This window comes from Acinetobacter sp. NPDC052428 (assembly GCF_044547685.1).
Classification (GTDB): domain Bacteria; phylum Pseudomonadota; class Gammaproteobacteria; order Pseudomonadales; family Moraxellaceae; genus Acinetobacter; species Acinetobacter lwoffii_G.
On the sequence record NZ_JBIUAT010000010.1, the window covers coordinates 64,423 to 84,824 of the forward strand.

17 protein-coding genes and 1 tRNA gene are annotated in these 20,402 nt (G+C 44.1%); 1 reads left to right on the forward strand and 17 read right to left on the reverse strand.

What is annotated here, in order from left to right; all coding sequences use genetic code 11:
- Positions 1-77: 77 nt before the first annotated feature.
- The 6 genes from ACIG3F_RS08030 to ACIG3F_RS08055 form a co-directional block, all read right to left on the reverse strand.
- Positions 78-341 (reverse strand): hypothetical protein, encoded by a 264-nt coding sequence (locus tag ACIG3F_RS08030; protein ID WP_005102851.1) that lies wholly within the window; start codon positions 339-341, stop codon positions 78-80.
- Positions 342-535: 194 nt separating this feature from the next.
- Positions 536-2,455 (reverse strand): molecular chaperone HtpG, encoded by a 1,920-nt coding sequence (gene htpG / locus ACIG3F_RS08035; RefSeq protein WP_005102849.1) that lies wholly within the window; start codon positions 2,453-2,455, stop codon positions 536-538.
- 163 nt (positions 2,456-2,618) lie between these two features.
- Entirely contained in the window at positions 2,619-2,963 is a 345-nt protein-coding gene (locus ACIG3F_RS08040; protein WP_004647317.1) for a lysozyme inhibitor LprI family protein, read from the reverse strand.
- Positions 2,964-3,138: 175 nt separating this feature from the next.
- Complete coding sequence (locus tag ACIG3F_RS08045) at positions 3,139-3,729, reverse strand: OmpW family protein (protein WP_071851079.1); 591 nt, start codon at positions 3,727-3,729, stop codon at positions 3,139-3,141.
- Between the two features lie 331 nt (positions 3,730-4,060).
- Positions 4,061-5,425 (reverse strand): Na+/H+ antiporter family protein, encoded by a 1,365-nt coding sequence (locus ACIG3F_RS08050; RefSeq protein ID WP_396469771.1) that lies wholly within the window; start codon positions 5,423-5,425, stop codon positions 4,061-4,063.
- Positions 5,426-5,525: 100 nt separating this feature from the next.
- A complete protein-coding gene (locus ACIG3F_RS08055) occupies positions 5,526-6,407 on the reverse strand; it encodes an alpha/beta fold hydrolase (protein WP_396469772.1) in 882 nt (293 codons plus the stop codon).
- Between the two features lie 117 nt (positions 6,408-6,524).
- Here ACIG3F_RS08055 and ACIG3F_RS08060 point away from each other — a divergent pair, with 117 nt between their 5' ends.
- The gene (locus tag ACIG3F_RS08060; RefSeq protein WP_396469779.1) at positions 6,525-7,019 is read left to right on the forward strand and encodes a DUF4442 domain-containing protein; all 495 of its coding nucleotides are present in this window, start codon (positions 6,525-6,527) and stop codon (positions 7,017-7,019) included.
- A gap of 57 nt (positions 7,020-7,076) precedes the next feature.
- On the opposite strand, the gene ACIG3F_RS08065 is transcribed toward ACIG3F_RS08060, so the two are convergent.
- The 11 genes from ACIG3F_RS08065 to ACIG3F_RS08115 form a co-directional block, all read right to left on the reverse strand.
- Entirely contained in the window at positions 7,077-7,442 is a 366-nt protein-coding gene (locus tag ACIG3F_RS08065; protein ID WP_005108070.1) for a hypothetical protein, read from the reverse strand.
- Between the two features lie 202 nt (positions 7,443-7,644).
- Positions 7,645-11,835 carry a DNA-directed RNA polymerase subunit beta' gene (gene rpoC / locus ACIG3F_RS08070; protein ID WP_396469773.1) on the reverse strand — a complete coding sequence of 1,397 codons (4,191 nt, stop codon included), beginning with the start codon at positions 11,833-11,835 and terminating at the stop codon, positions 7,645-7,647.
- 162 nt (positions 11,836-11,997) lie between these two features.
- Entirely contained in the window at positions 11,998-16,086 is a 4,089-nt protein-coding gene (gene rpoB / locus ACIG3F_RS08075) for a DNA-directed RNA polymerase subunit beta (RefSeq protein ID WP_005102827.1), read from the reverse strand.
- A gap of 307 nt (positions 16,087-16,393) precedes the next feature.
- Positions 16,394-16,759 carry a 50S ribosomal protein L7/L12 gene (rplL, locus tag ACIG3F_RS08080; RefSeq protein WP_004278611.1) on the reverse strand — a complete coding sequence of 122 codons (366 nt, stop codon included), beginning with the start codon at positions 16,757-16,759 and terminating at the stop codon, positions 16,394-16,396.
- Positions 16,760-16,807: 48 nt separating this feature from the next.
- Positions 16,808-17,314 carry a 50S ribosomal protein L10 gene (gene rplJ / locus ACIG3F_RS08085; protein WP_004278612.1) on the reverse strand — a complete coding sequence of 169 codons (507 nt, stop codon included), beginning with the start codon at positions 17,312-17,314 and terminating at the stop codon, positions 16,808-16,810.
- Positions 17,315-17,638: 324 nt separating this feature from the next.
- Positions 17,639-18,334, reverse strand: a complete 696-nt coding sequence (gene rplA, locus ACIG3F_RS08090; RefSeq protein ID WP_004278613.1) for a 50S ribosomal protein L1 — start codon at positions 18,332-18,334, stop codon at positions 17,639-17,641.
- 3 nt (positions 18,335-18,337) lie between these two features.
- Positions 18,338-18,766, reverse strand: coding sequence for a 50S ribosomal protein L11 (rplK, locus tag ACIG3F_RS08095; RefSeq protein ID WP_004278614.1), 429 nt, complete (start codon positions 18,764-18,766; stop codon positions 18,338-18,340).
- A gap of 119 nt (positions 18,767-18,885) precedes the next feature.
- Positions 18,886-19,419: a transcription termination/antitermination protein NusG gene (gene nusG, locus ACIG3F_RS08100; protein ID WP_004278615.1), complete on the reverse strand. Its 534-nt coding sequence runs from the start codon at positions 19,417-19,419 to the stop codon at positions 18,886-18,888.
- A gap of 7 nt (positions 19,420-19,426) precedes the next feature.
- Positions 19,427-19,867 (reverse strand): preprotein translocase subunit SecE, encoded by a 441-nt coding sequence (gene secE, locus ACIG3F_RS08105; protein WP_004278617.1) that lies wholly within the window; start codon positions 19,865-19,867, stop codon positions 19,427-19,429.
- A gap of 74 nt (positions 19,868-19,941) precedes the next feature.
- Positions 19,942-20,017: transfer RNA gene (locus ACIG3F_RS08110), tRNA-Trp, on the reverse strand.
- A gap of 52 nt (positions 20,018-20,069) precedes the next feature.
- Positions 20,070-20,402: elongation factor Tu (locus ACIG3F_RS08115; protein WP_396469774.1), on the reverse strand; the 333-nt coding region annotated here is incomplete at its 5' end.

Here is a 20,402-nt window from a genome sequence, read left to right on the forward strand (position 1 = left end):
AATGATGGTAGAAAATATAAAAGCCCATCATTCATGGGCTTTTTTCAATATTACTGAGGCAATCAGCGCGGTAAGTATTAGCTGGTTTTATTCAAGATAATACGATCACTGCGTAGCACTCGTTTTTGCTGTAATGAAGGTTGCTCCATCACTGGCATATTGAAGCGAATACGATCGCTATGTTGCACACGTTGTAGTTTTGCTGCCTCTACTTTCGCAACTTTATAAAAACTGATTCGATCTGTGCGTACCATTTTTTCTGCAGCAGGTGCCGCTAGACTAACTTGGCTCATCGACATCAGGATTACAGCGCCCATACTGATCATCAGCTTAGATTTCATAACATTCTCTCTCCTTACTTAATGATCGTAATTATAAATCAAAAAACCAGTATTAATTTAAAATTCAGATTTAAAATCCGCAGGGATTTTTTTATCTTCACTATCGTTTTTCCAGATCATTTCTAGAAATGAAAAATGAAGCAGGCATAAAAAATCCCTCCGAAGAGGGATTTTCTCATTCAATATATCAGCACTTAAGCAAGCAGCAAACTATTAATGCGCTTGACATATTCAGCAGGATTTTCTGGTAATCCACCTTCTGCAATCACCGCTTGGTCGAAGATCACATTGGCCAGATCATCAAACTGCGCTGAGCCATCCAGTTTTTTCACCAACGGATGTCCCGGGTTAATTTCCAGAATCGGCTTGATATCTGGCACAGGTTGACCCGCATCTTTCAGCATACGAATCAGCTGTGGAGACAATTCACCTTCGCCAGTCACCAGACAAGCCGGAGAATCGACCAGACGCGTCGTCACCCGCACTTCTTTGGTCTTGTCTTTTAATGAATCCGTCAACTTATCCACCACCGGTTTAAACTGGGCTGCGGCTTCTTCAAGGGCTTTCTTCTCTTCTGCATCCTGAAGGTCACCTAAGTCAACCGCACCCTTAGACACGTTTTGCAAAGGCGTACCATCGAACTCATTCACGAAGTTCATCGCCCATTCATCCACGCGTTCGGTCATCAACAGAACTTCAATGCCTTTTTTCTTGAACAGTTCCAGTTGTGGTGAATTTTTCGCAGCATTCAGACTATCTGCAGTCACATAATAAATGGCTTTCTGCCCATCTTTCATACGTGCTTTATAGTCTGCCAATGATGTGCTGACTTCATCATTGGTCGACGTCGCATAACGCAGCAGTTTTAAGATACGTTCACGGTTACTGAAATCTTCGCCCAGACCTTCTTTCAATACTGAAGCAAATTCCTGATAGAAGGTCTTGAAATTTGCCTGATCTTTTTCATCTTCAGATTTAGCCAGATTATCCAAAATGGTCAGGATACGGCGGGTATTGCCTTCACGGATGGTTTTTACATCACGGCTTTCTTGCAGTAATTCACGGCTCACGTTCAATGGCAGATCGGCACTGTCCACCACACCTTGCACAAAGCGCAGGTAGTTTGGAATCAGGTTATCCGCATCATCCATAATGAACACACGTTTCACATACAGTTTGATACCCGCTTTGGATTCACGGGTGAAAATATCATGTGGCGCTTTACTTGGAATATATAATAACTGGGTATATTCAGTGCTGCCTTCAACCCGGTTATGCGCCCAAGCCAATGGCGCTGCGAAATCATGGCTCAAGTTCTTGTAGAACTCGACATACTGCTCTTCAGTGATTTCAGACTTGTTACGAGTCCATAATGCGCTGGCCGAGTTAATGACTTCCCACTCATCAGTTTTGACATACTGGCCACCTTTAGATGTTTCACCTTCAGCCGCTTCTTCTTCCTGCCAGACTTCTTTTTGCATCTGGATTGGCAGGCTGATGTGGTCTGAATATTTATTGATAATCTGCTTCACTTTATAGCTTTGCAGATAATCCAGCGCATCGTCACGTAAGTGCAGAATAATATCGGTACCACGTCCTTGTTTCGTGATCTGTTCAACTTCGAACTCACCAGTACCACCACTGATCCAGCGCACCCCTTCAGAGACATCTGTGCCAGCACGACGCGATTCTACCGTGATCTTGTCAGCCACAATAAAACCGGAATAGAAACCGACACCAAACTGGCCAATTAGCTGGGCATCAGCTTTTTGATCGCCGGTCAGTTTGGACATAAAGTCTTTGGTGCCTGATTTGGCAATAGTCCCTAAATTATCAATGGCTTCCTGTTCGCTTAAGCCGATCCCGTTATCTGAAATGGTAATGGTTTTATTGTCTGCATCCAGACTGACACGAACGCGCAGATCAGGATCATTTTCATAAAATTCAGGATGGTTAATCCCTTCAAAACGTAATTTGTCACATGCATCTGAGGCATTCGAGATCAATTCGCGTAGGAAAATTTCAGGGTTTGAATAAAGCGAATGGGTCACGAGATGTAGTAACTGAGCCACTTCAGCCTGGAAACTATGTTTTTGTGCGCTAGACTCGCTCATTAATCACTCCTTTTATTTTAAATACAGGTCAATACTGTTGCCTATATGAATGGAGTGAGTTACTAAATTTTCAATAGCCAGTTGTATATTTTTTCTCAAGATATTTTATAAAGGATCTCTTGATCTAAAATGACTTGGATTTGTAAAGGCTTAGGTTTAAGGCTTAATAAGGCCCAAGCTTATAAATACGTTGAAATTGCAGGTCTATTTGCTGCTGACGCATATTATAGACCTGACTCAGACAGGACACAGATTCCTGACAGCGGTCACGGAACTGTAGCCATTTCACCTGATCACGCTGGATCACCGAACGGGTTCCCATAGGCACCATACGGCGTAAAATATGATAGCTGGTACTCATCTTGACATCGGCATCATTGAGCAGACGATGTTCACAAATCGCTTTCTCTGTCACGGTTTCAGCTTTCTGACAATCAAAACTTGCCGCATAGGCAGACCCTGCCAGCAGGCTGAAGAAGATCACAATACCTTGGCTTAAAAACTTCATGCTGATCTTCCTTATTATTCAATTATTAAGTCGTATTCAATTAATATTTACTTTATTCATTTTAATATAGTTGAACATTGCCGATCTGCTCAATTTCAATAAGTTATAAATCGTTGTTATTTTGAAAAAAAAGCCTCATTCAAGATGAGGCTTTTTTGTTGAGCAAGGCTAGAATTTAGAACTTGTAGCTATAACCGATCGTGTAAACCCAAGGATCAATATTCAAGTCGAATTTAGTATTATCAGCATCATCTAATGTCACTTCAGGACTCAAATCTGCATAGCGCACGTCAGCAAATACCCCCCAGTTTTTGGCATCGGCTGGCTGATAATTAAAACCGACCTGACCTGCCAAACCAAATTCCTCTTTCACATCTTTAGCCAGACCTTCTTCATCCCAAGCAATAAAAGCTGTGCCACCTACACCAATATATGGCGTAAAGCGTGTTGCATTTTTAAAGTGATATTTAGCGGTAATAGTTGGTGGAAGATGTTTAATCTTGGCAATTTTCCCTAGACCCTGAGCAGAAATGTCATGGTTAAACGGGGTAGCCAATAATAATTCTGCCGAGATATTGTCATTAAAGAAGTATTCGACTGAAGGCGTAAAACCATATTCTTGATCTGCTTCTACGATTAAACCTGGTGCAATTTCAGTGTCACTTGATGGTGCTAAAGAGCTGGCACCAACTTTCACCTGCCATTGACCTGCCATCGCAGATGCAGAAAGACCCATTAATGCAATTAGAGCAGCTTGCTTTAACATTTTAAAATACCCCATAGGAAGAATAATTATTAAGGAAATAAATCTTAATTAATAATAAACACGAGGAAAAATAATATGCAATAAGGATTATAAAACTAATTTTTAATTATTATTTAAAATACTGATTTAAAAAGTAATTTATTTTAAATTGACTAGATTGTTTGGTTTTAAATACCAAGTATATTAATCAGATAAATATGAATTTATTCAGAGTAAAATAATCAGGTTTATATTAATTTTTATTTAAATATATATTTTAAATACATCTCATAATTTATTTTAAATCTAGGCAAATCTGCTCCGATTTATATCAGAGCAGATTAAAAAGGACTTACAGAACCATGGCTGCAATCCAGCCAAAGATGATAAGCGGAATATTGAAGTGAATGAAGGTTGGAATCACACTATCCTTCATATGATCATGCTGACCATCCATATTCAGACCAGATGTTGGGCCTAGAGTTGAATCTGACGCTGGAGAGCCGGCATCGCCTAAAGCCGCCGCAGTCCCGATAATCGCAATGGTCGCCGCAGGGCTGAAACCAAACTGGATACACAGCGGAACATAAATAATCGCCAGAATGGGAATGGTTGAGAAAGACGAACCAATGCCTAGGGTAATTAGCAAACCAATCAACAGCATCAGGAAGGCAGCCAATGCCTGGCTATCACCAATCCAGTTCACTGATGCTTCAACCAAGGTTGGTACCTGATTAGTCGCTTCAATCACCGCGGCAAAGCCTTGTGCCGCAATCATGATAAAGCCAACCAGCGCCATCATGCGCATACCGGTAATGATCACATCATCCGCTTCTTTCCATTTAAAGATCCCGGCACAACTCAGGATCGCGACACCGACCAGACCAGCCAGAATCATCGAATCTGAATAAAGCTGTACCGCCAATGTGGCAATAACTGCAAGACCTGCCATCCAGATGGTAAATTTGGCAATCTGCGGTTTAACCTGCTCAGCCACACCCAATTCAGCAGAAATACTTTGCTGTTCCTGGACATGAATATCTTGATATTGACGTGGTTTGCGATAGCTAATAAAGATCGCCACCAATAAGCCTACAAACATCCCGAATACTGGAATTGCCATCGCAGATGGAATCTGGTCATAGCTAATTTCAAATCCGTATGGTTTACCAAAGGTATTGATGTTATGACCCAGAATGTCATTCAGGAAGATGGCACCAAAACCGACCGGAATCAGCATATAGGTGCCTACCAGACCAAAGGTCAGCAAACAGGCAATCAAACGACGGTCGAGCTTTAAGTGGTTAAATACAGCCAATAGTGGCGGAATCAGTACCGGAATAAAGGCAATATGCACGGGAATAACGTTCTGCGAGAACACGGCAGCAATGGCGACTGTGAAAAAGATCAGATATTTCACCCGGTTTTGCGCTTTAAAATCGGCCTCACCTTTTAAGGTACTGATCATTTTATAGGCTAGCAAATCCGGTAAACCCGAACGTGCCAGAGCCAAAGCAAATGCACCTAAAATACCATAAGCCAAGGCAATTTTAGCACCACCACCCAAGCCATTGTTAAACGCGTCCAAGGTTCCCTGCAGGCCTAGACCTGCCAATAAACCACCTGTAACAGCACCAATGACCAGGGCAAAAACCACAGGTACACGTGCCAACGAGAGTCCGAACATGACTCCAATAGCAGCAAGAATTGCGAACATAATGAATCGGAATAGAGAGAAAGCGGCTATTTTATCAGAAAATACGGATAAAAATTCCGCCACTTTTTTCTGGTCGGGTCATGTTTCGCGGAGTGGCCTGTCAATGAATGTCAGCAGATTTACGCTGAATAAACTCATCAATCAATTGAGCCACTTGCTCCGGTTGACTCAGGATCGCCCAGTGATTGGCAGCCAGTTCTACTTTCGAGAAATCATCCACCCATTTTGACATTTCATCAACCAGATCTGGCCCGACAAACTGGTCATATTTCAGCACAATCGCCTGTACCGGACAGATGGCGAAACGCTGCCGTGGTTGAGTCAAACGTGGCAAAAAATTGGCCCGATACAGGTTCACACCATATTTTCCATCTTTGACAATATGCGGGTTGAGTGGCAGATCATCCCGTCTTTCTATTTGCTGCACGATCTTGGCCCAACGCTGCGGATTAAAAAAATTCCAGGCCAATGGCGCCACTAAAGGCAACTGAAACATCGCGATATACCAAGACTTACTCATTTGCTTTAAGAATTTTGCTTTGTTTTGCTGGAACTGTTCATGCATCCAGAAAGCGGCATGATCCAGACATGGCCCAGACAAGGTGCTATAAGACAGAATTCGTCCTTTAAAGCGTGGACCGGTGACGGATTCCCAGGACTGAATTGAACCCCAGTCATGCGCGGCCAGATGAAAAGCACGATTCGGCAATATTTCGTTCACCACCTCTTCCAGATCCTGACTTAAACGGGCCAAGCGGTAATCGGAGATTTTTTTGGGAATACTGGACTCACCTGCACCACGGACATCATAAGTCACAACAAAGTAATCCTGACTCAAATGAGCAATGGCTGGCTCCCAAACTGCCTGATGATCGGGATAGCCGTGAACCAGCACCAATGCCGGTTGTTCGGATTGTCCATAAGTTTTGACACAAAGACGCTGCTGATCCGTGGTATCGACCCATTGCATGTGCATTTCCATCTTTTGATCCTGTTTTTGTTATTGACCACTTAGTTTATAAATCGGCATGATTGATCAATGCCAGCGCATTTTTGTTGCTCTAGTATGCATAATCACAGCCGCAAAAAGAATGTCAGTATGAGCCTATTCCAGAAAATTCAAAAACTGCCTCTGGTTTCAAAATTTATTCTGAACCGCTATGCCCCTTATCGTGGTGCAGGCATTGAAATTGATAAGATTGATTTTAATAATTATCACGTTCGGGTCAAAATGCCGCTGACCCGTAAGAACCAGAATATTGTCGGTGTGCATTTTGGTGGCAGCCTGTATTCAATGGTCGATCCCTTTTATATGTTATTGCTGATGCATCATTTGGGGCCGAAATATCTGGTCTGGGATAAAGGCGCCAGCATTCAGTTTTTGGCACCCGGTCGCGGCACAGTGGTAGCAGACATTCGGATTTCTGCTGAAGAAATTTCCACGATTATCAATCTAGCGGCCGATAATGCGCCAGTGTATCGACATTATCAGCTGAATATTTATGATGAAGCCGGGGTCAGAATTGCTGAGGTAGAGAAAACGGTCTATATCCGGCGGAAACAGAGCAAAGGGAAAATTAACGCTCCTAAATAAGATAAAAGCGCCACATTGACGCTTTTAAATCTAGATGAATCTGAAGTAACTTTCGACTTAACGACGACGGTTATCCTGTTCAATCGCAGCACCGGCACCACCACCGATTGCACCACCAATTGCAGCACCCGCATTACCACCGAAGATGCTTTTACCGACTGCTGAACCAACAGCACCACCTACACCACTATAGGTCGCATTACGGTTTGAACCGCCTTGGGATTTACTACCTACTGCTGCACCAGCACCACCACCTACAGCTGCACCAACGCCACCGCCGACTTTATTACCGACACCACCACCGACTGCACCACCCAGGGCTGCAGCACCGATCCGTTGCTCATTGGCAGACATACTTTCACAACCCGCCAACATAAAGGTGGAAAGAGTGGCAACTGCCATAACACCCATTAATTTTTTCATGACCTTGACCTTCCTGTCTTGCTTTAATTAAGCTTATCTTCATTTTATGAAACTAAAATCTGTAGCGTGTTACTTCTCTCGGTATTCCTGCTGAGTTTTGTAAATATCAATGGATTATTCTTCTGTTCAAGCTGTCTTATTTATAAATTTCAGACAAAAAAAAGACGCCCGAAGGCGTCTCTTTTCTCAGCTTTGACTCGAATTAGAATTCTTCGTTAAATGCCTGACTTAGAGCTTGGTCTACATCAGAGAAGTCATTGTGCAGTTCAAATTCTGCAGCTTCTGCTTCTTGACGACGACGCTCTAGGTGGTAAGCCAAACCTGTACCCGCTGGGATCAGACGACCCACAACCACGTTCTCTTTCAAACCGCGTAGATCATCTTCTTTACCTGTTACAGCCGCTTCAGTTAACACACGCGTGGTTTCCTGGAACGATGCAGCAGAGATGAACGAGTCAGTAGAAAGCGATGCTTTCGTAATACCCATCAATTGACGTTCAAACTTCGCAGGGAACTTGTTTTGTGCAAGAACTGCTTGGTTTTCTTGAACAACGCGGATGTAATCCACTTGTTCGCCTTTGATGAAGCTAGTATCGCCGCCATCAGTGATATCAACTTTACGCAGCATTTGACGTACGATGACTTCAATATGCTTGTCGTTGATTTTTACACCTTGCAGACGGTATACATCCTGAACTTCGTTCACGATGTAGTTTGTCAGCGCAACTTCGCCTTTCAAACGCAAGATATCGTGCGGGTTCTGTGGACCATCAGAAATAGTTTCACCACGGTTCACATGTTCGCCTTCGAACACGTTAATCGTACGCCATTTCGGAATCAACTCTTCATAAATCTCAGAGCCATCATCCGGCGTAATCACCAGACGGTTCTTACCTTTGGTCTCTTTACCAAAGCTTACAACACCCGACACTTCTGCAAGGATTGCATGCTCTTTTGGCTTACGTGCTTCGAACAAGTCAGCTACACGCGGCAGACCACCGGTAATATCACGGGTACGTGAAGTTTCTTGTGGTACACGACCGATGACATCACCGACACCAATCGTTTCGCCATCACGAACAGAAAGAATCGTGTTCTGTGGCAGGAAATAGAACTGTTCGCCACCATCAACGGTATCTAACACAACAGCAGGACGCAAATCTTTACCTGACGCAGGACGTGAAGTCACTGGCAAGATTTCAATGGTTGACATACCTGTTGCATCATCAGTTTTAGAAGTTACGGTTACGCCATCAGCAATCTGGCTGAAACGTACTTTACCTGCAACTTCTGTTACTAATGGATGTGTATGCGGATCCCAAGTCGCCACAATACCGCCTGCTTCTACAGCTTCGCCATCTTTCAGCAAGATAGACGCACCGTAAGGAAGTTTATAGCGCTCGCGCTCACGACCTAAATCATCCGCAATACCGATTTCACCTGAACGTGAAGTCGATACCAAGTGACCTTTGGCATGTTGTACTGTTTTCACGTTGTGGAAACGTACTGTACCTTGGTTACGAACTTGTACGCTGTTTGCAGCAGAAGTTCGGCTTGCAGCACCACCGACGTGGAAGGTACGCATCGTTAACTGTGTACCTGGCTCACCAATCGATTGAGCTGCCATTACACCAACAGACTCACCCGGGTTCACCTGATGACCACGTGCTAGGTCACGACCGTAACATTTCGCACATACACCGAAGGTAGACGCACAGTTCACGACTGAACGTACTTTAATTTCGTCGACACCTTGGCTTTCGATAAACGTCGCCAATTTCTCGTCAATTAACGTATTACGAGGAAGTAGAACTTCATCTGTACCTACACGTTTCACATCTTCAGCAACCACACGACCCAATACTCGTGCACCCAGGTTTTCGATGACATCGCCACCTTGAATGAACGGAGTCATTACCAGACCGTCATAAGTACCACAATCTGGCTCGGTAATGACCAAGTCCTGCGCAACGTCTACTAGACGACGAGTCAAGTAACCAGAGTTCGCAGTCTTCAATGCTGTATCGGCCAAACCTTTACGCGCACCGTGTGTCGAGATGAAGTACTGAAGTACGGTCAAACCTTCACGGAAGTTCGCTTTAATAGGCGTTTCAATGATCGAGCCATCCGGCTTCGCCATCAAACCACGCATACCCGCCAACTGACGAATCTGAGCTGCCGAACCACGGGCACCTGAGTCGGACATCATATAGATCGAGTTGAATGATTTTTGCTTCTCGTCTTCACCCTGTTTGTTTTTAACAGTCGTGAATGACAAGTTGTCCATCATCGCTTTAGCAACCTGGTCATTGGTACGCGCCCAAATATCGACCACTTTGTTATAACGCTCGCCAGCAGTTACGAAACCTTGTTCGAACTGTTGTTCGATTTCACGAACTTCAGCTTCCGCTTTACCAATAATTGCTTGTTTTTGCGGTGGAATAACCATGTCTTCCATACCGACAGATACACCTGAACGCGTCGCTTGACGGAAGCCCAAGTACATCAATTGGTCAGCGAAGATAACAGTATCTTTCAGACCCAATTTACGGTAGCAAGAGTTAATTAACTTAGAGATGTTTTTCTTAGTCATCTCAACGTTAATTTGCTGGAAATCCATACCTTCAGGCACAACTTCCCAAAGTAGGCAGCGACCAGGCGTCGTATCTACAATAATGGTTTGCTGTTCACGGTTACCATCTTCGTCGATCACAGTCTGGTGTACACGTGCTTTAACGCGAGCGTGTAGATCAACCTGACCTGTTGCCAGTGCACGGTTTACTTCGTGAGTATCCGCAAACACCATGCCTTCACCTTTGGCATTGATTGCATCACGCGTGATGTAATACAAGCCCAAGACAACGTCCTGAGACGGTACGATGATTGGCTCACCGTTCGCTGGAGACAAGATGTTGTTGGTCGACATCATTAACGCACGAGCTTCAAGCTGAGCTTCAAGTGTTAATGGTACGTGTACCGCCATTTGGTCACCATCGAAGTCGGCGTTAAACGCAGCACATACGAGTGGGTGTAGACGGATCGCTTTACCTTCAATCAGGATCGGCTCAAATGCTTGAAGACCCAGACGGTGAAGGGTTGGCGCACGGTTCAACATCACTGGATGTTGACGAATCACGTGAGCAAGAACGTCCCAAACTTCTGGAGTCTCGCGCTCAACCATTTTCTTCGCAGCTTTAATGGTGGTTGCTTGGCCAGATGCCTGTAGTTTCGCGAAAATGAATGGCTTGAACAGTTCAAGGGCCATTTTCTTCGGAAGACCACATTGGTGCAAACGTAGGTTTGGACCAACAGTAATTACCGAACGGCCAGAGTAGTCAACACGCTTACCAAGTAAGTTTTGACGGAAACGACCTTGCTTACCTTTGATCATGTCTGCCAAAGATTTAAGCGGACGCTTGTTCGAACCGGTAATTGCACGACCACGACGACCGTTATCCAACAATGCATCTACAGACTCTTGTAACATACGTTTTTCGTTACGTACGATGATGTCTGGCGCTGCAAGGTCAAGAAGACGCTTCAAACGGTTGTTACGGTTGATCACACGACGATAAAGATCGTTCAGGTCAGAAGTCGCGAAACGACCACCTTCAAGTGGTACAAGCGGACGAAGGTCTGGTGGAAGAACTGGAAGTACAGTCAACACCATCCATTCTGGCTTGTTGTTCGAATCGCTGAATGCTTCCATCAACTTCAAACGCTTAGACGCTTTTTTCAGCTTGGTTTCTGAAGTTGTTACAGGAATTTCTTCACGAAGACGTGCAATTTCAGCTTCAAGATCGATGTCTTTCAACAAGTCTTGAACCGCTTCAGCACCCATTTTCGCTGTGAATTCATCACCGTGTTCTTCTAATGCATTGAAGTATTCTTCATCATTGAGAAGTTGGTATTTCTCAAATGGAGTCATACCCGGATCAGTAACGACATAAGATTCGAAATACAATACGCGTTCGATATCACGTAGCGTCATGTCTAATAATAGACCGATACGGCTAGGCAATGATTTCAAGAACCAGATGTGTGCAACTGGAGACGCCAGCTCGATGTGACCCATACGTTCACGACGAACTTTCGCAGTTGTTACTTCAACGCCACATTTTTCACAAATGACGCCTTTGTATTTCATACGCTTGTATTTACCACACAAGCATTCGTAATCTTTCACTGGACCAAAGATTTTGGCACAGAACAAACCATCACGTTCAGGCTTGAACGTACGATAGTTAATGGTTTCTGGCTTTTTAACTTCACCGTGAGACCATGACTTAATCATTTCTGGTGACGCAAGACCAATACGGATGCGGTCAAACTCTACAGGAGCATGACCGTCTGAATCCGTCTTTTTGCGCATGATATCGAGCAAGTCTTTCAATTTTTTTCTCCGTGTGTTGTGGAGATTTTCACTCAACAACTGGGTCACAAATATTGTTTTTTAACTGAATTGGGAATCCCAAGAATCCCCCTCAATCCCCCTTTGTTAAGGGGGAAGCCCCTCTTTATCAAAGAGGGGTTTGGGGAGATTTAATGGAGATTCTTAGTCACCATTTTTCAGTTCAATGTTGATACCTAAAGAACGGATCTCTTTGGTCAATACGTTGAACGATTCAGGCATGCCCGGGTCCATATAATGGTTGCCATCCACAATGTTCTTGTAGATACGGGTACGGCCTTCAACGTCATCCGATTTCACAGTCAGCATTTCTTGTAGCGTATATGCTGCGCCGTAAGCTTCTAGTGCCCAGACTTCCATCTCACCGAAACGCTGGCCACCGAATTGTGCTTTACCACCAAGCGGCTGTTGCGTTACTAGAGAGTAAGAACCAGTTGAACGCGCATGCATCTTGTCATCAACCAAGTGGTTCAGTTTCAGCATGTACATGTAACCAACAGTTACCGGACGATCGAAACGCTCACCAGTACGACCATCATATAATACGGTCTGACCAGTACTAGATAGGCCTGCAAGTTGTAACAACTCTTTGATCTGACCTTCTTCAGCACCATCGAATACAGGAGTAGCCAAAGGCACACCAGCACGCAAGTTGCCAGAAAGTTTCAAGATTTCCTCATCAGTCAAGCTATCAAGATCTTCTTGCTCGCCACCAACTTTGTTGTAAATCTTGTCTAGGAAATCACGAAGCTCAAGTACAGTACGTTGCTCTTTCATCATCTTGTCGATTTGATCGCCAAGACCTTTCGCCGCCATACCCAAGTGAGTTTCAAGAATCTGACCCACGTTCATACGCGATGGTACGCCAAGCGGGTTCAATACGATATCAACAGGTACGCCGTTGGCATCATGTGGCATGTCTTCTACCGGCAAGATGTTTGATACAACACCTTTGTTACCGTGACGACCCGCCATCTTATCACCCGGCTGGATGCGACGTTTTACAGCAAGATAAACTTTAACAACTTTCAATACGCCAGTGGTCAGTTCATCGCCAGTCGAAAGTTTGCGTTTTTTCTCGGCAAATTTCTCGTCAATTTCGAAGCTCTTCTCTTTCAAGAACACTTGAATTTGAGTTAAACGTTCAGCAATTGCTTCATCAACTGGTTGAATTTCAAGAAGATCAACAAGCTCTAAACCAGACAACACGTCTTCAGACAGTTTGTCGCCACGTTTAGTTGTACCGCCACCATTCGACTCTTGGCCATTCAGTAGACGGATTACACGTTCACGTGCAGCTTCTTCAAAGATTTTGAATTCTTCTTTCAAGTCTTTACGGTATGCATCTAACTGTGCTTTTTCAATTGCTTGAGCACGTTCGTCTTTTTCAAGACCGTCACGTGTAAACACTTGAACGTCAATCACAGTACCTTTTGTACCTGATGGAACGCGTAAAGATGAGTCTTTTACGTCAGCCGCTTTTTCACCGAAGATTGCACGTAGCAATTTTTCTTCTGGAGTAAGCTGTGTTTCACCTTTAGGGGTTACTTTACCTACAAGGATGTCCCCAGCAGTTACTTCAGCACCGATGTAAACAATACCTGACTCGTCCAGTTTAGACAGAGCAGCTTCACCTACGTTCGGAATATCAGCAGTGATTTCTTCCGCACCCAGTTTGGTATCACGTGCAACACATGACAATTCCTGGATATGAATAGACGTTAAACGGTCTTCCTGAAGTACACGCTCAGATAACAAGATCGAGTCTTCGTAGTTGTAACCATTCCAGGTCATAAACGCAACGCGCATGTTTTGACCCAATGCCAGCTCACCGCCATCTGTTGATGGACCATCAGCCAGTACATCACCACGACCTACTTTATCGCCCAGGTTCACAAGAACTTTCTGGTTGATACAAGTGTTCTGGTTCGAACGGGTGTATTTGATCAGGTTGTAGATATCTACACCTGCTTCACCTGCGATCATTTCGTCTTCATTCACACGAATAACCACACGAGACGCATCAACAAACTCGATACGACCACCACGCTGAGCGATCACACATACACCTGAGTCATGTGCTACGTTCGCTTCCATACCGGTACCAACAAGCGGCTTGTCAGCAATCAACGTCGGAACTGCCTGACGTTGCATGTTCGAACCCATTAATGCACGGTTGGCATCATCGTGTTCTAGGAATGGAATCAGTGACGCTGCTACAGATACGACCTGCTGAGCAGATACATCCATATGCGTTACTTTTTCAGGAGGAATACGTACGAAGTCACCTTGATGACGTACAGATACAAACTCTTCTGTTAAGTTACCGTCTTTATCCATTGCAGAATCGGCCTGTGCAATCACAGTACCTACTTCTTCAATTGCAGACAGGTATTCAACTTCATCTGTTACACGACCATCAACAACTTTACGGTAAGGTGTTTCCAGGAAACCGAAGTTGTTACATTTCGCATAAACAGAAAGCGAGTTGATCAAACCAATGTTTGGACCTTCCGGTGTTTCAATTGGACATACACGACCGTAATGCGTTTGATGTACGTCACGTACTTCAAAGCCGGCACGTTCACGTGTCAAACCGCCGGGACCAAGCGCAGAAACACGACGTTTGTGCGTAATCTCAGATAACGGGTTGTTTTGGTCCATGAACTGAGACAACTGGCTTGAACCAAAGAATTCCTTGATTGCAGCAGCAACAGGCTTCGCATTGATCAAATCTTGCGGAGACAGGTTGTCAGTTTCAGCTTGGCTTAAACGTTCTTTAACAGCACGTTCTACACGAACCAGACCTACACGGAATTGGTTTTCTGTCATTTCACCAACAGAACGAACACGACGGTTACCCAAGTGATCGATATCGTCGACTTCACCTTTACCGTTACGGATTTCAACTAATGTTTTTAATACATCAGTGATATCTTCGTTCGAGAGAATGCCTTCAACTTCACGTGACTTCTGGTCTGTACCCACTTCGTAAGGACGACCCAAACGACGGTTGAACTTCATACGACCCACTGGAGACAAGTCATAACGTTCAGAAGAGAAGAACAAGTTGTTGAATAAGTTTTCAGCAGCTTCTTTTGTTGGTGGTTCGCCCGGACGCATCACTTTGTAGATTTCTACCAATGCTTCTTCACGATTGCTCGTTGTATCTGCACGTAGAGAATCTGCAACGAATGAACCGCGGTCGATATCATTAGTGAACAGAATATTGAACTGTTTCACGCCGCCTTCTGCAATTTTCACCATGATTTCATGGCTTAATACAGTATTGGCTGCAATCACATCACCATCTTTTAATGGGATGTCTTCAGCAGTGATACGCTCATATAGGTACTCATCTGGCACTGCAAGTTTTTCAAGACCTGAAGCTTCCATTTGACGTACATGACGCGCATTGATACGTTTACCTTGCTCAACAATTGCCTTGCCATCCTTGTCCAGGATGTCAAATTGTGCCATTTCGCCACGCAGACGTTCAGGCACCAGGTCAATCTGGTAGCTACCCATGTCAAGATACACAGGTACTTTCTCGTAGAACATGTCGAGAATGTTTTCGTTGCTATAACCCAAGGCACGAAGCACCACAGTCGCAAGCAATTTACGACGACGGTCAATACGTACATAGACCAGGTCTTTGGCATCGAATTCAAAGTCTAACCATGAACCACGGTAAGGAATAATACGCGCTGAATAAAGGACTTTACCACTTGAGTGAGTCTTGCCTTTATCGTGGTCAAAGAATACGCCTGGTGAACGGTGTAATTGTGACACGATCACACGCTCGGTACCGTTAATTACAAAGGTACCGTTATCCGTCATCAATGGCATTTCGCCCATATAGACTTCTTGTTCACGTACATCTTTAATTGACTTCGTTTCACGATCTTTCAGGATCAAACGAATTTTTACACGCATTGGTGCTGCATAAGTTGAGCCACGAAGGATACATTCGCGTACATCAAACTCAGGCTTACCAAGACTATACTCAACAAATTCTAAAGCAGCATTGCCAGAATAACTTTCAATAGGAAAAACTGAACGAAATGCGGCTTGGAGACCGATATCTTCGCGGTTTTTTGGTGATTTGCCATCTTGTAAGAATGTTCTGTACGAGTCGACTTGAATCGCGAGCAAGTACGGAGCATCCATGACGCTAGGCAATTTACCAAAATTCTTACGGATCCGTTTCTTTTCGGTATATGAGTATGCCATCTGGAGTCCTCGGAAAGTGTAAACCAAGCCCGCCTGCAGAACGGGCTCAGAAGGAATTACGCTGGCCGATATGGCCACCACTCTTTACAAATGCTGCAATTTTTAGTGGTATTAAAACGCTTATCAATATTTTTTAATGAAAAATATTGGTAAACGTTTGTTCATTATGTTTATTTTCAATTTGTATGATTTTTATATCATGCAAACAAAAATCGAGCCGATTATTGTAACGCAAAAAGGCTGATGACCCAAGAGCCATCAGCCAATTTTTGGAGCCGATTATAAAAAAACCGGCTCCCTTAAGAAATTACTTAAGAGTAACTGTAGCACCAGCTTCTTCAAGTTTCTTCTTAAGCTCTTCGCCTTCTTCTTTAGAAACGCCTTCTTTAAGAACTGCAGGAGCGCCTTCAACCATGTCTTTAGCTTCTTTCAAGCCAAGGCCAGTCGCTTCACGAACTGCTTTAATTACAGCAACTTTGTTCGCGCCGAAAGAAGTCAATTCAACATTGAATTCAGTTTGTTCTTCAGCAGCAGCAGCAGCAGGGCCAGCAGCAACAGCAACAGCAGCAGCAGATACATTGAATTTCTCTTCGAAAGCAGAGATAAGTTCAACAAGTTCAAGAACAGTTTTTTCAGCAACTGCGTTTAGGATTTCTTCGTTTGTTAAAGCCATGAGATTAACTCCAAATGGGTATTGAATGATGTGTGTTTAAGTTTGAGCTTAAGCAGCTTCTGACTCGTTTTTCTCTTGAAGCGCTGTAAGTAAGCGGCCCAATTTCGAAATAGGAGCTTGAAGAACGTTTGCAAGCATAGTAAGCGCTTTCTCTTGGTTCGGAAGATTCGCGATTACGCTAACTTCTGCACCTTGATAAAGTTTGCCATCAAATGCAGCAGCTTTAAGTTCAAATGCTTTATTAGTTTTAGCGAATTCTTCGAACAAACGTGCAGCAGCACCCATGTCGTCTTCAGAATTCGAGAAAGCTAAGATTGTTGGGCCAACAAGGTTGTCGTTCAAGATATTGAATTGAGTATCTTGAAGAGCACGTTTAGCCAAAGTGTTACGAACGATACGTGTAGTAACACCAAGTTTACGCGCTTCAACACGTAGAGTAGTTAACTGCTCTACAGTCAAACCTTGGTAGTCAGCAACAACAGCAGCAAATGCAGTAGAAGCAACTTCAGCTACTTCAGCTACGATCTGTTTTTTGCCTTCGATAAGAAGAGCCATTGTAAAACCTCCTAACGGTGATTTATGTACTTACGCGAAGTACACTCCCAATTCGCAAGACCATCACTGGACTCACACGCGGAGGATGAACAAATCACACCACCGCGTCTACGCAGGCTGAGCTATTAAGAGAGAAGCATAAAACTCCCCTCGCCCGCGGTCTTTGACGCTGATAAATTTTCATTTATCAATTCAAAGTTTGCCTAAATTATCCCCTCTCCTTATAGGAGAGGGCTAGGGAGAGGTTTAACCCTCTTCCCGACCTTCTCCCAGAGGGAGAAGGAGACATCTTCAGGGCTTTAAAATTCTGTAATAAGTCGAGACTTATTTAGAAACGTTTGCTACATCAACGATCAAACCAGGACCCATAGTTGAGCTCAAAGTGATCTTTTGAATGTATACGCCTTTAGACGTAGCAGGTTTCAAACGCTTCAAGTCAGCAACAAGTGCTTCAACGTTTTGACGAACAGCAGCAGCCTCAAAACCTACTTGACCGATCGCAGCGTGGATAATACCAGCTTTGTCTACGCGGTAACGTGCTTGACCAGCTTTTGCATTTTTAACTGCAGTAGCAACGTCAGGAGTTACAGTACCCACTTTAGGGTTTGGCATTAAGCCACGTGGACCAAGGATCGTACCAAGTTTACCTACAACGCGCATTGCATCTGGAGCAGCAATTACTACGTCAAAGTCAAGGTTACCCGCTTGGATGCTTTCAGCAAGATCGTCGAAACCAACAACGTCTGCGCCTTCAGCTTTAGCAGCTTCAGCAGCAGCGCCTTGAGCGAATACAGCTACACGTACAGTTTTACCAGTACCTGCAGGAAGTGTAGTCGCACCACGAACAACCTGGTCAGATTTACGAGGATCAACACCTAGGTTTACCGCGATATCTAGAGATTCTTTGAATTTAGGAGCTGGAAGGCTCTCTAAAACTGCAACAGCTTCTTCTAGCGTGTAAACTTTGTGTGCTTCTACAGCAGCTACAATCGCTTTTTGACGTTTAGTTAATTTAGCCATGTCTTAAAGCTCCACTTCCAAGCCCATAGAACGCGCAGAACCAGCAATGGTACGTACACGTGCGTCTAAATCAGCACCAGTCAAATCTGGTTCTTTAGTAGTCGCGATTTCTTCGATTTGAGCACGAGTCAACTTACCAACTTTAGTTTTGTTAGGTACAGCTGAACCCTTCTGGATACCAGCAGCTTTCTTAAGAAGAACAGCAGCAGGTGGAGTTTTCATGATGAATGTGAACGACTTGTCGTTGTACACAGTGATCACGACTGGAATTGGCAGACCAGCTTCAACTTTTTGTGTAGCAGCATTGAATTCTTTACAGAATGCCATGATGTTCACACCACGTTGACCTAGTGCAGGACCAATCGGTGGAGATGGATTCGCTTTACCAGCTGGAACTTGCAGCTTGATATAGCCGTCAATCTTCTTAGCCATTTCAAATTACCTCTGGGTGCAAACGCCGGTGAAGGCTCCCCAATGATTTCAAGTAACGATACCGTTACAACAACAATGCCTGACTTATAAATAAGTCAGGCGTTTTCAACCCATACAAATTAGACTGATTTTTCGACTTGACGAAATTCCAATTCAACTTGAGTTGGTCGGTTAAATACATTAATGGTCAGCGTTAAACGTGACTTTTCGTACTGAACTTCTTCCACCACACCTTTAAAGTCGGTGAATGGACCGTCAACCACGAGTAATTCTTCGCCTGGTTCAAACATCGTCTTAGGACGAGGTGCTTCGCCAGTATTGCGTACACGCGCAAGAATCGCATCTGCTTCTTTTTGCGTAATCGGTGCCGGTTTTTCAGCCGTACCACCAATAAAACCTAAAACTTTTGGACATTCTTTAACAATGTGCCAAGTATCATCGTTCATTTCCATTTCGACTAGGACATAGCCAGGAAAGAACTTACGCTCTGATTTACGCTTCTTGCCATCCTTCATTTCTACCACTTCTTCGGTAGGAACAAGGACTTCACCAAAGCTATCGGCAACAGCGCTACGCTGGATTCGATCATTAAGCGAACGCATCACTTGTTTTTCATAACCTGAATAGGCATGAATAATGTACCAACGTTTCATAGCTCTCTTACCCGATAATAAACTTCATTAACCAGCCTAAAATATAGTCAAAACACCACAATAAGATGGATGCAATTACGACTACAACAAGAACTTGCCAAGATGTGGACATCGTCTCTTGCTTGGTAGGCCAGGTCACTCGACGCAACTCAATTCGTGCATCTTTCAGCAGACGAATAAAGCCTTTGCCTTGATGGGTGGCGTATAATAAACCGAATGCTGCAACGATACAAGCCAAAATCACCCCAACGCGCACCCAAATATCATTCGCAGGTGCCCAGTACGCTGGTAAATATTGGTTTACCATCATTGCACCAACCAATAAAATCAAGGCGATAACCCATAGAACCATATCTAATGGAGAACCAGAACTTACATCTACTGCAGGATTATTTCTTTGAGGAATTGCCGCTTCGCCTAATGCGTCGCGTGATTTTTCATTCGACATTTTTGTACTCGTCGTAGGTTTCGCGACTTATTATATGACCAATTTTGCCGACATCAAGCGTCTTTTTAGAAACTTGGCAGGTCAGGAGGGACTCGAACCCCCAACATTCGGTTTTGGAGACCGACGCTCTACCAATTGAACTACTGACCTGCAAAACAACAAGTTGGAGCCTAAACTCCAACCTGCTTGTCTTATTCTATGATTATGCAGTTACTTTAGCAACTACACCAGCACCAACTGTACGACCACCTTCACGGATCGCAAAACGTAGACCTGGGTCCATTGCGATCGGGTGGATTAGCTCTACTGACATCTCAACGTTGTCACCAGGCATTACCATTTCCACGCCTTCTTTAAGCGCGATCGCACCAGTTACGTCGGTAGTACGGAAGTAGAACTGTGGACGGTAACCGTTAAGGAATGGAGTGTGACGACCACCCTCTTCTTTAGAAAGTACGTATACTTCTGCATCGAATTTAGTGTGTGGCTTGATCGCACCTGGTTTAGTCAATACTTGACCACGTTGTACGTCTTC

What these genes read in the sequence shown, in the direction of transcription:
- ACIG3F_RS08050 (WP_396469771.1), bottom strand. Translation starts at nt 5,425, where the DNA reads ATGTTCGCAATTCTTGCTGCTATTGGAGTCATGTTCGGACTCTCGTTG.
- ACIG3F_RS08030 (WP_005102851.1), bottom strand. Translation starts at nt 341, where the DNA reads ATGAAATCTAAGCTGATGATCAGTATGGGCGCTGTAATCCTGATGTCG.
- ACIG3F_RS08045 (WP_071851079.1), bottom strand. Translation starts at nt 3,729, where the DNA reads ATGTTAAAGCAAGCTGCTCTAATTGCATTAATGGGTCTTTCTGCATCT.
- secE (WP_004278617.1), bottom strand. Translation starts at nt 19,867, where the DNA reads ATGTCGAATGAAAAATCACGCGACGCATTAGGCGAAGCGGCAATTCCT.
- ACIG3F_RS08060 (WP_396469779.1), top strand. Translation starts at nt 6,525, where the DNA reads ATGAGCCTATTCCAGAAAATTCAAAAACTGCCTCTGGTTTCAAAATTT.
- rplA (WP_004278613.1), bottom strand. Translation starts at nt 18,334, where the DNA reads ATGGCTAAATTAACTAAACGTCAAAAAGCGATTGTAGCTGCTGTAGAA.
- ACIG3F_RS08065 (WP_005108070.1), bottom strand. Translation starts at nt 7,442, where the DNA reads ATGAAAAAATTAATGGGTGTTATGGCAGTTGCCACTCTTTCCACCTTT.
- nusG (WP_004278615.1), bottom strand. Translation starts at nt 19,419, where the DNA reads ATGAAACGTTGGTACATTATTCATGCCTATTCAGGTTATGAAAAACAA.
- htpG (WP_005102849.1), bottom strand. Translation starts at nt 2,455, where the DNA reads ATGAGCGAGTCTAGCGCACAAAAACATAGTTTCCAGGCTGAAGTGGCT.
- ACIG3F_RS08040 (WP_004647317.1), bottom strand. Translation starts at nt 2,963, where the DNA reads ATGAAGTTTTTAAGCCAAGGTATTGTGATCTTCTTCAGCCTGCTGGCA.
- rplK (WP_004278614.1), bottom strand. Translation starts at nt 18,766, where the DNA reads ATGGCTAAGAAGATTGACGGCTATATCAAGCTGCAAGTTCCAGCTGGT.
- rplL (WP_004278611.1), bottom strand. Translation starts at nt 16,759, where the DNA reads ATGGCTTTAACAAACGAAGAAATCCTAAACGCAGTTGCTGAAAAAACT.
- ACIG3F_RS08055 (WP_396469772.1), bottom strand. Translation starts at nt 6,407, where the DNA reads ATGGAAATGCACATGCAATGGGTCGATACCACGGATCAGCAGCGTCTT.
- rpoB (WP_005102827.1), bottom strand. Translation starts at nt 16,086, where the DNA reads ATGGCATACTCATATACCGAAAAGAAACGGATCCGTAAGAATTTTGGT.
- rplJ (WP_004278612.1), bottom strand. Translation starts at nt 17,314, where the DNA reads ATGGCTCTTCTTATCGAAGGCAAAAAACAGATCGTAGCTGAAGTAGCT.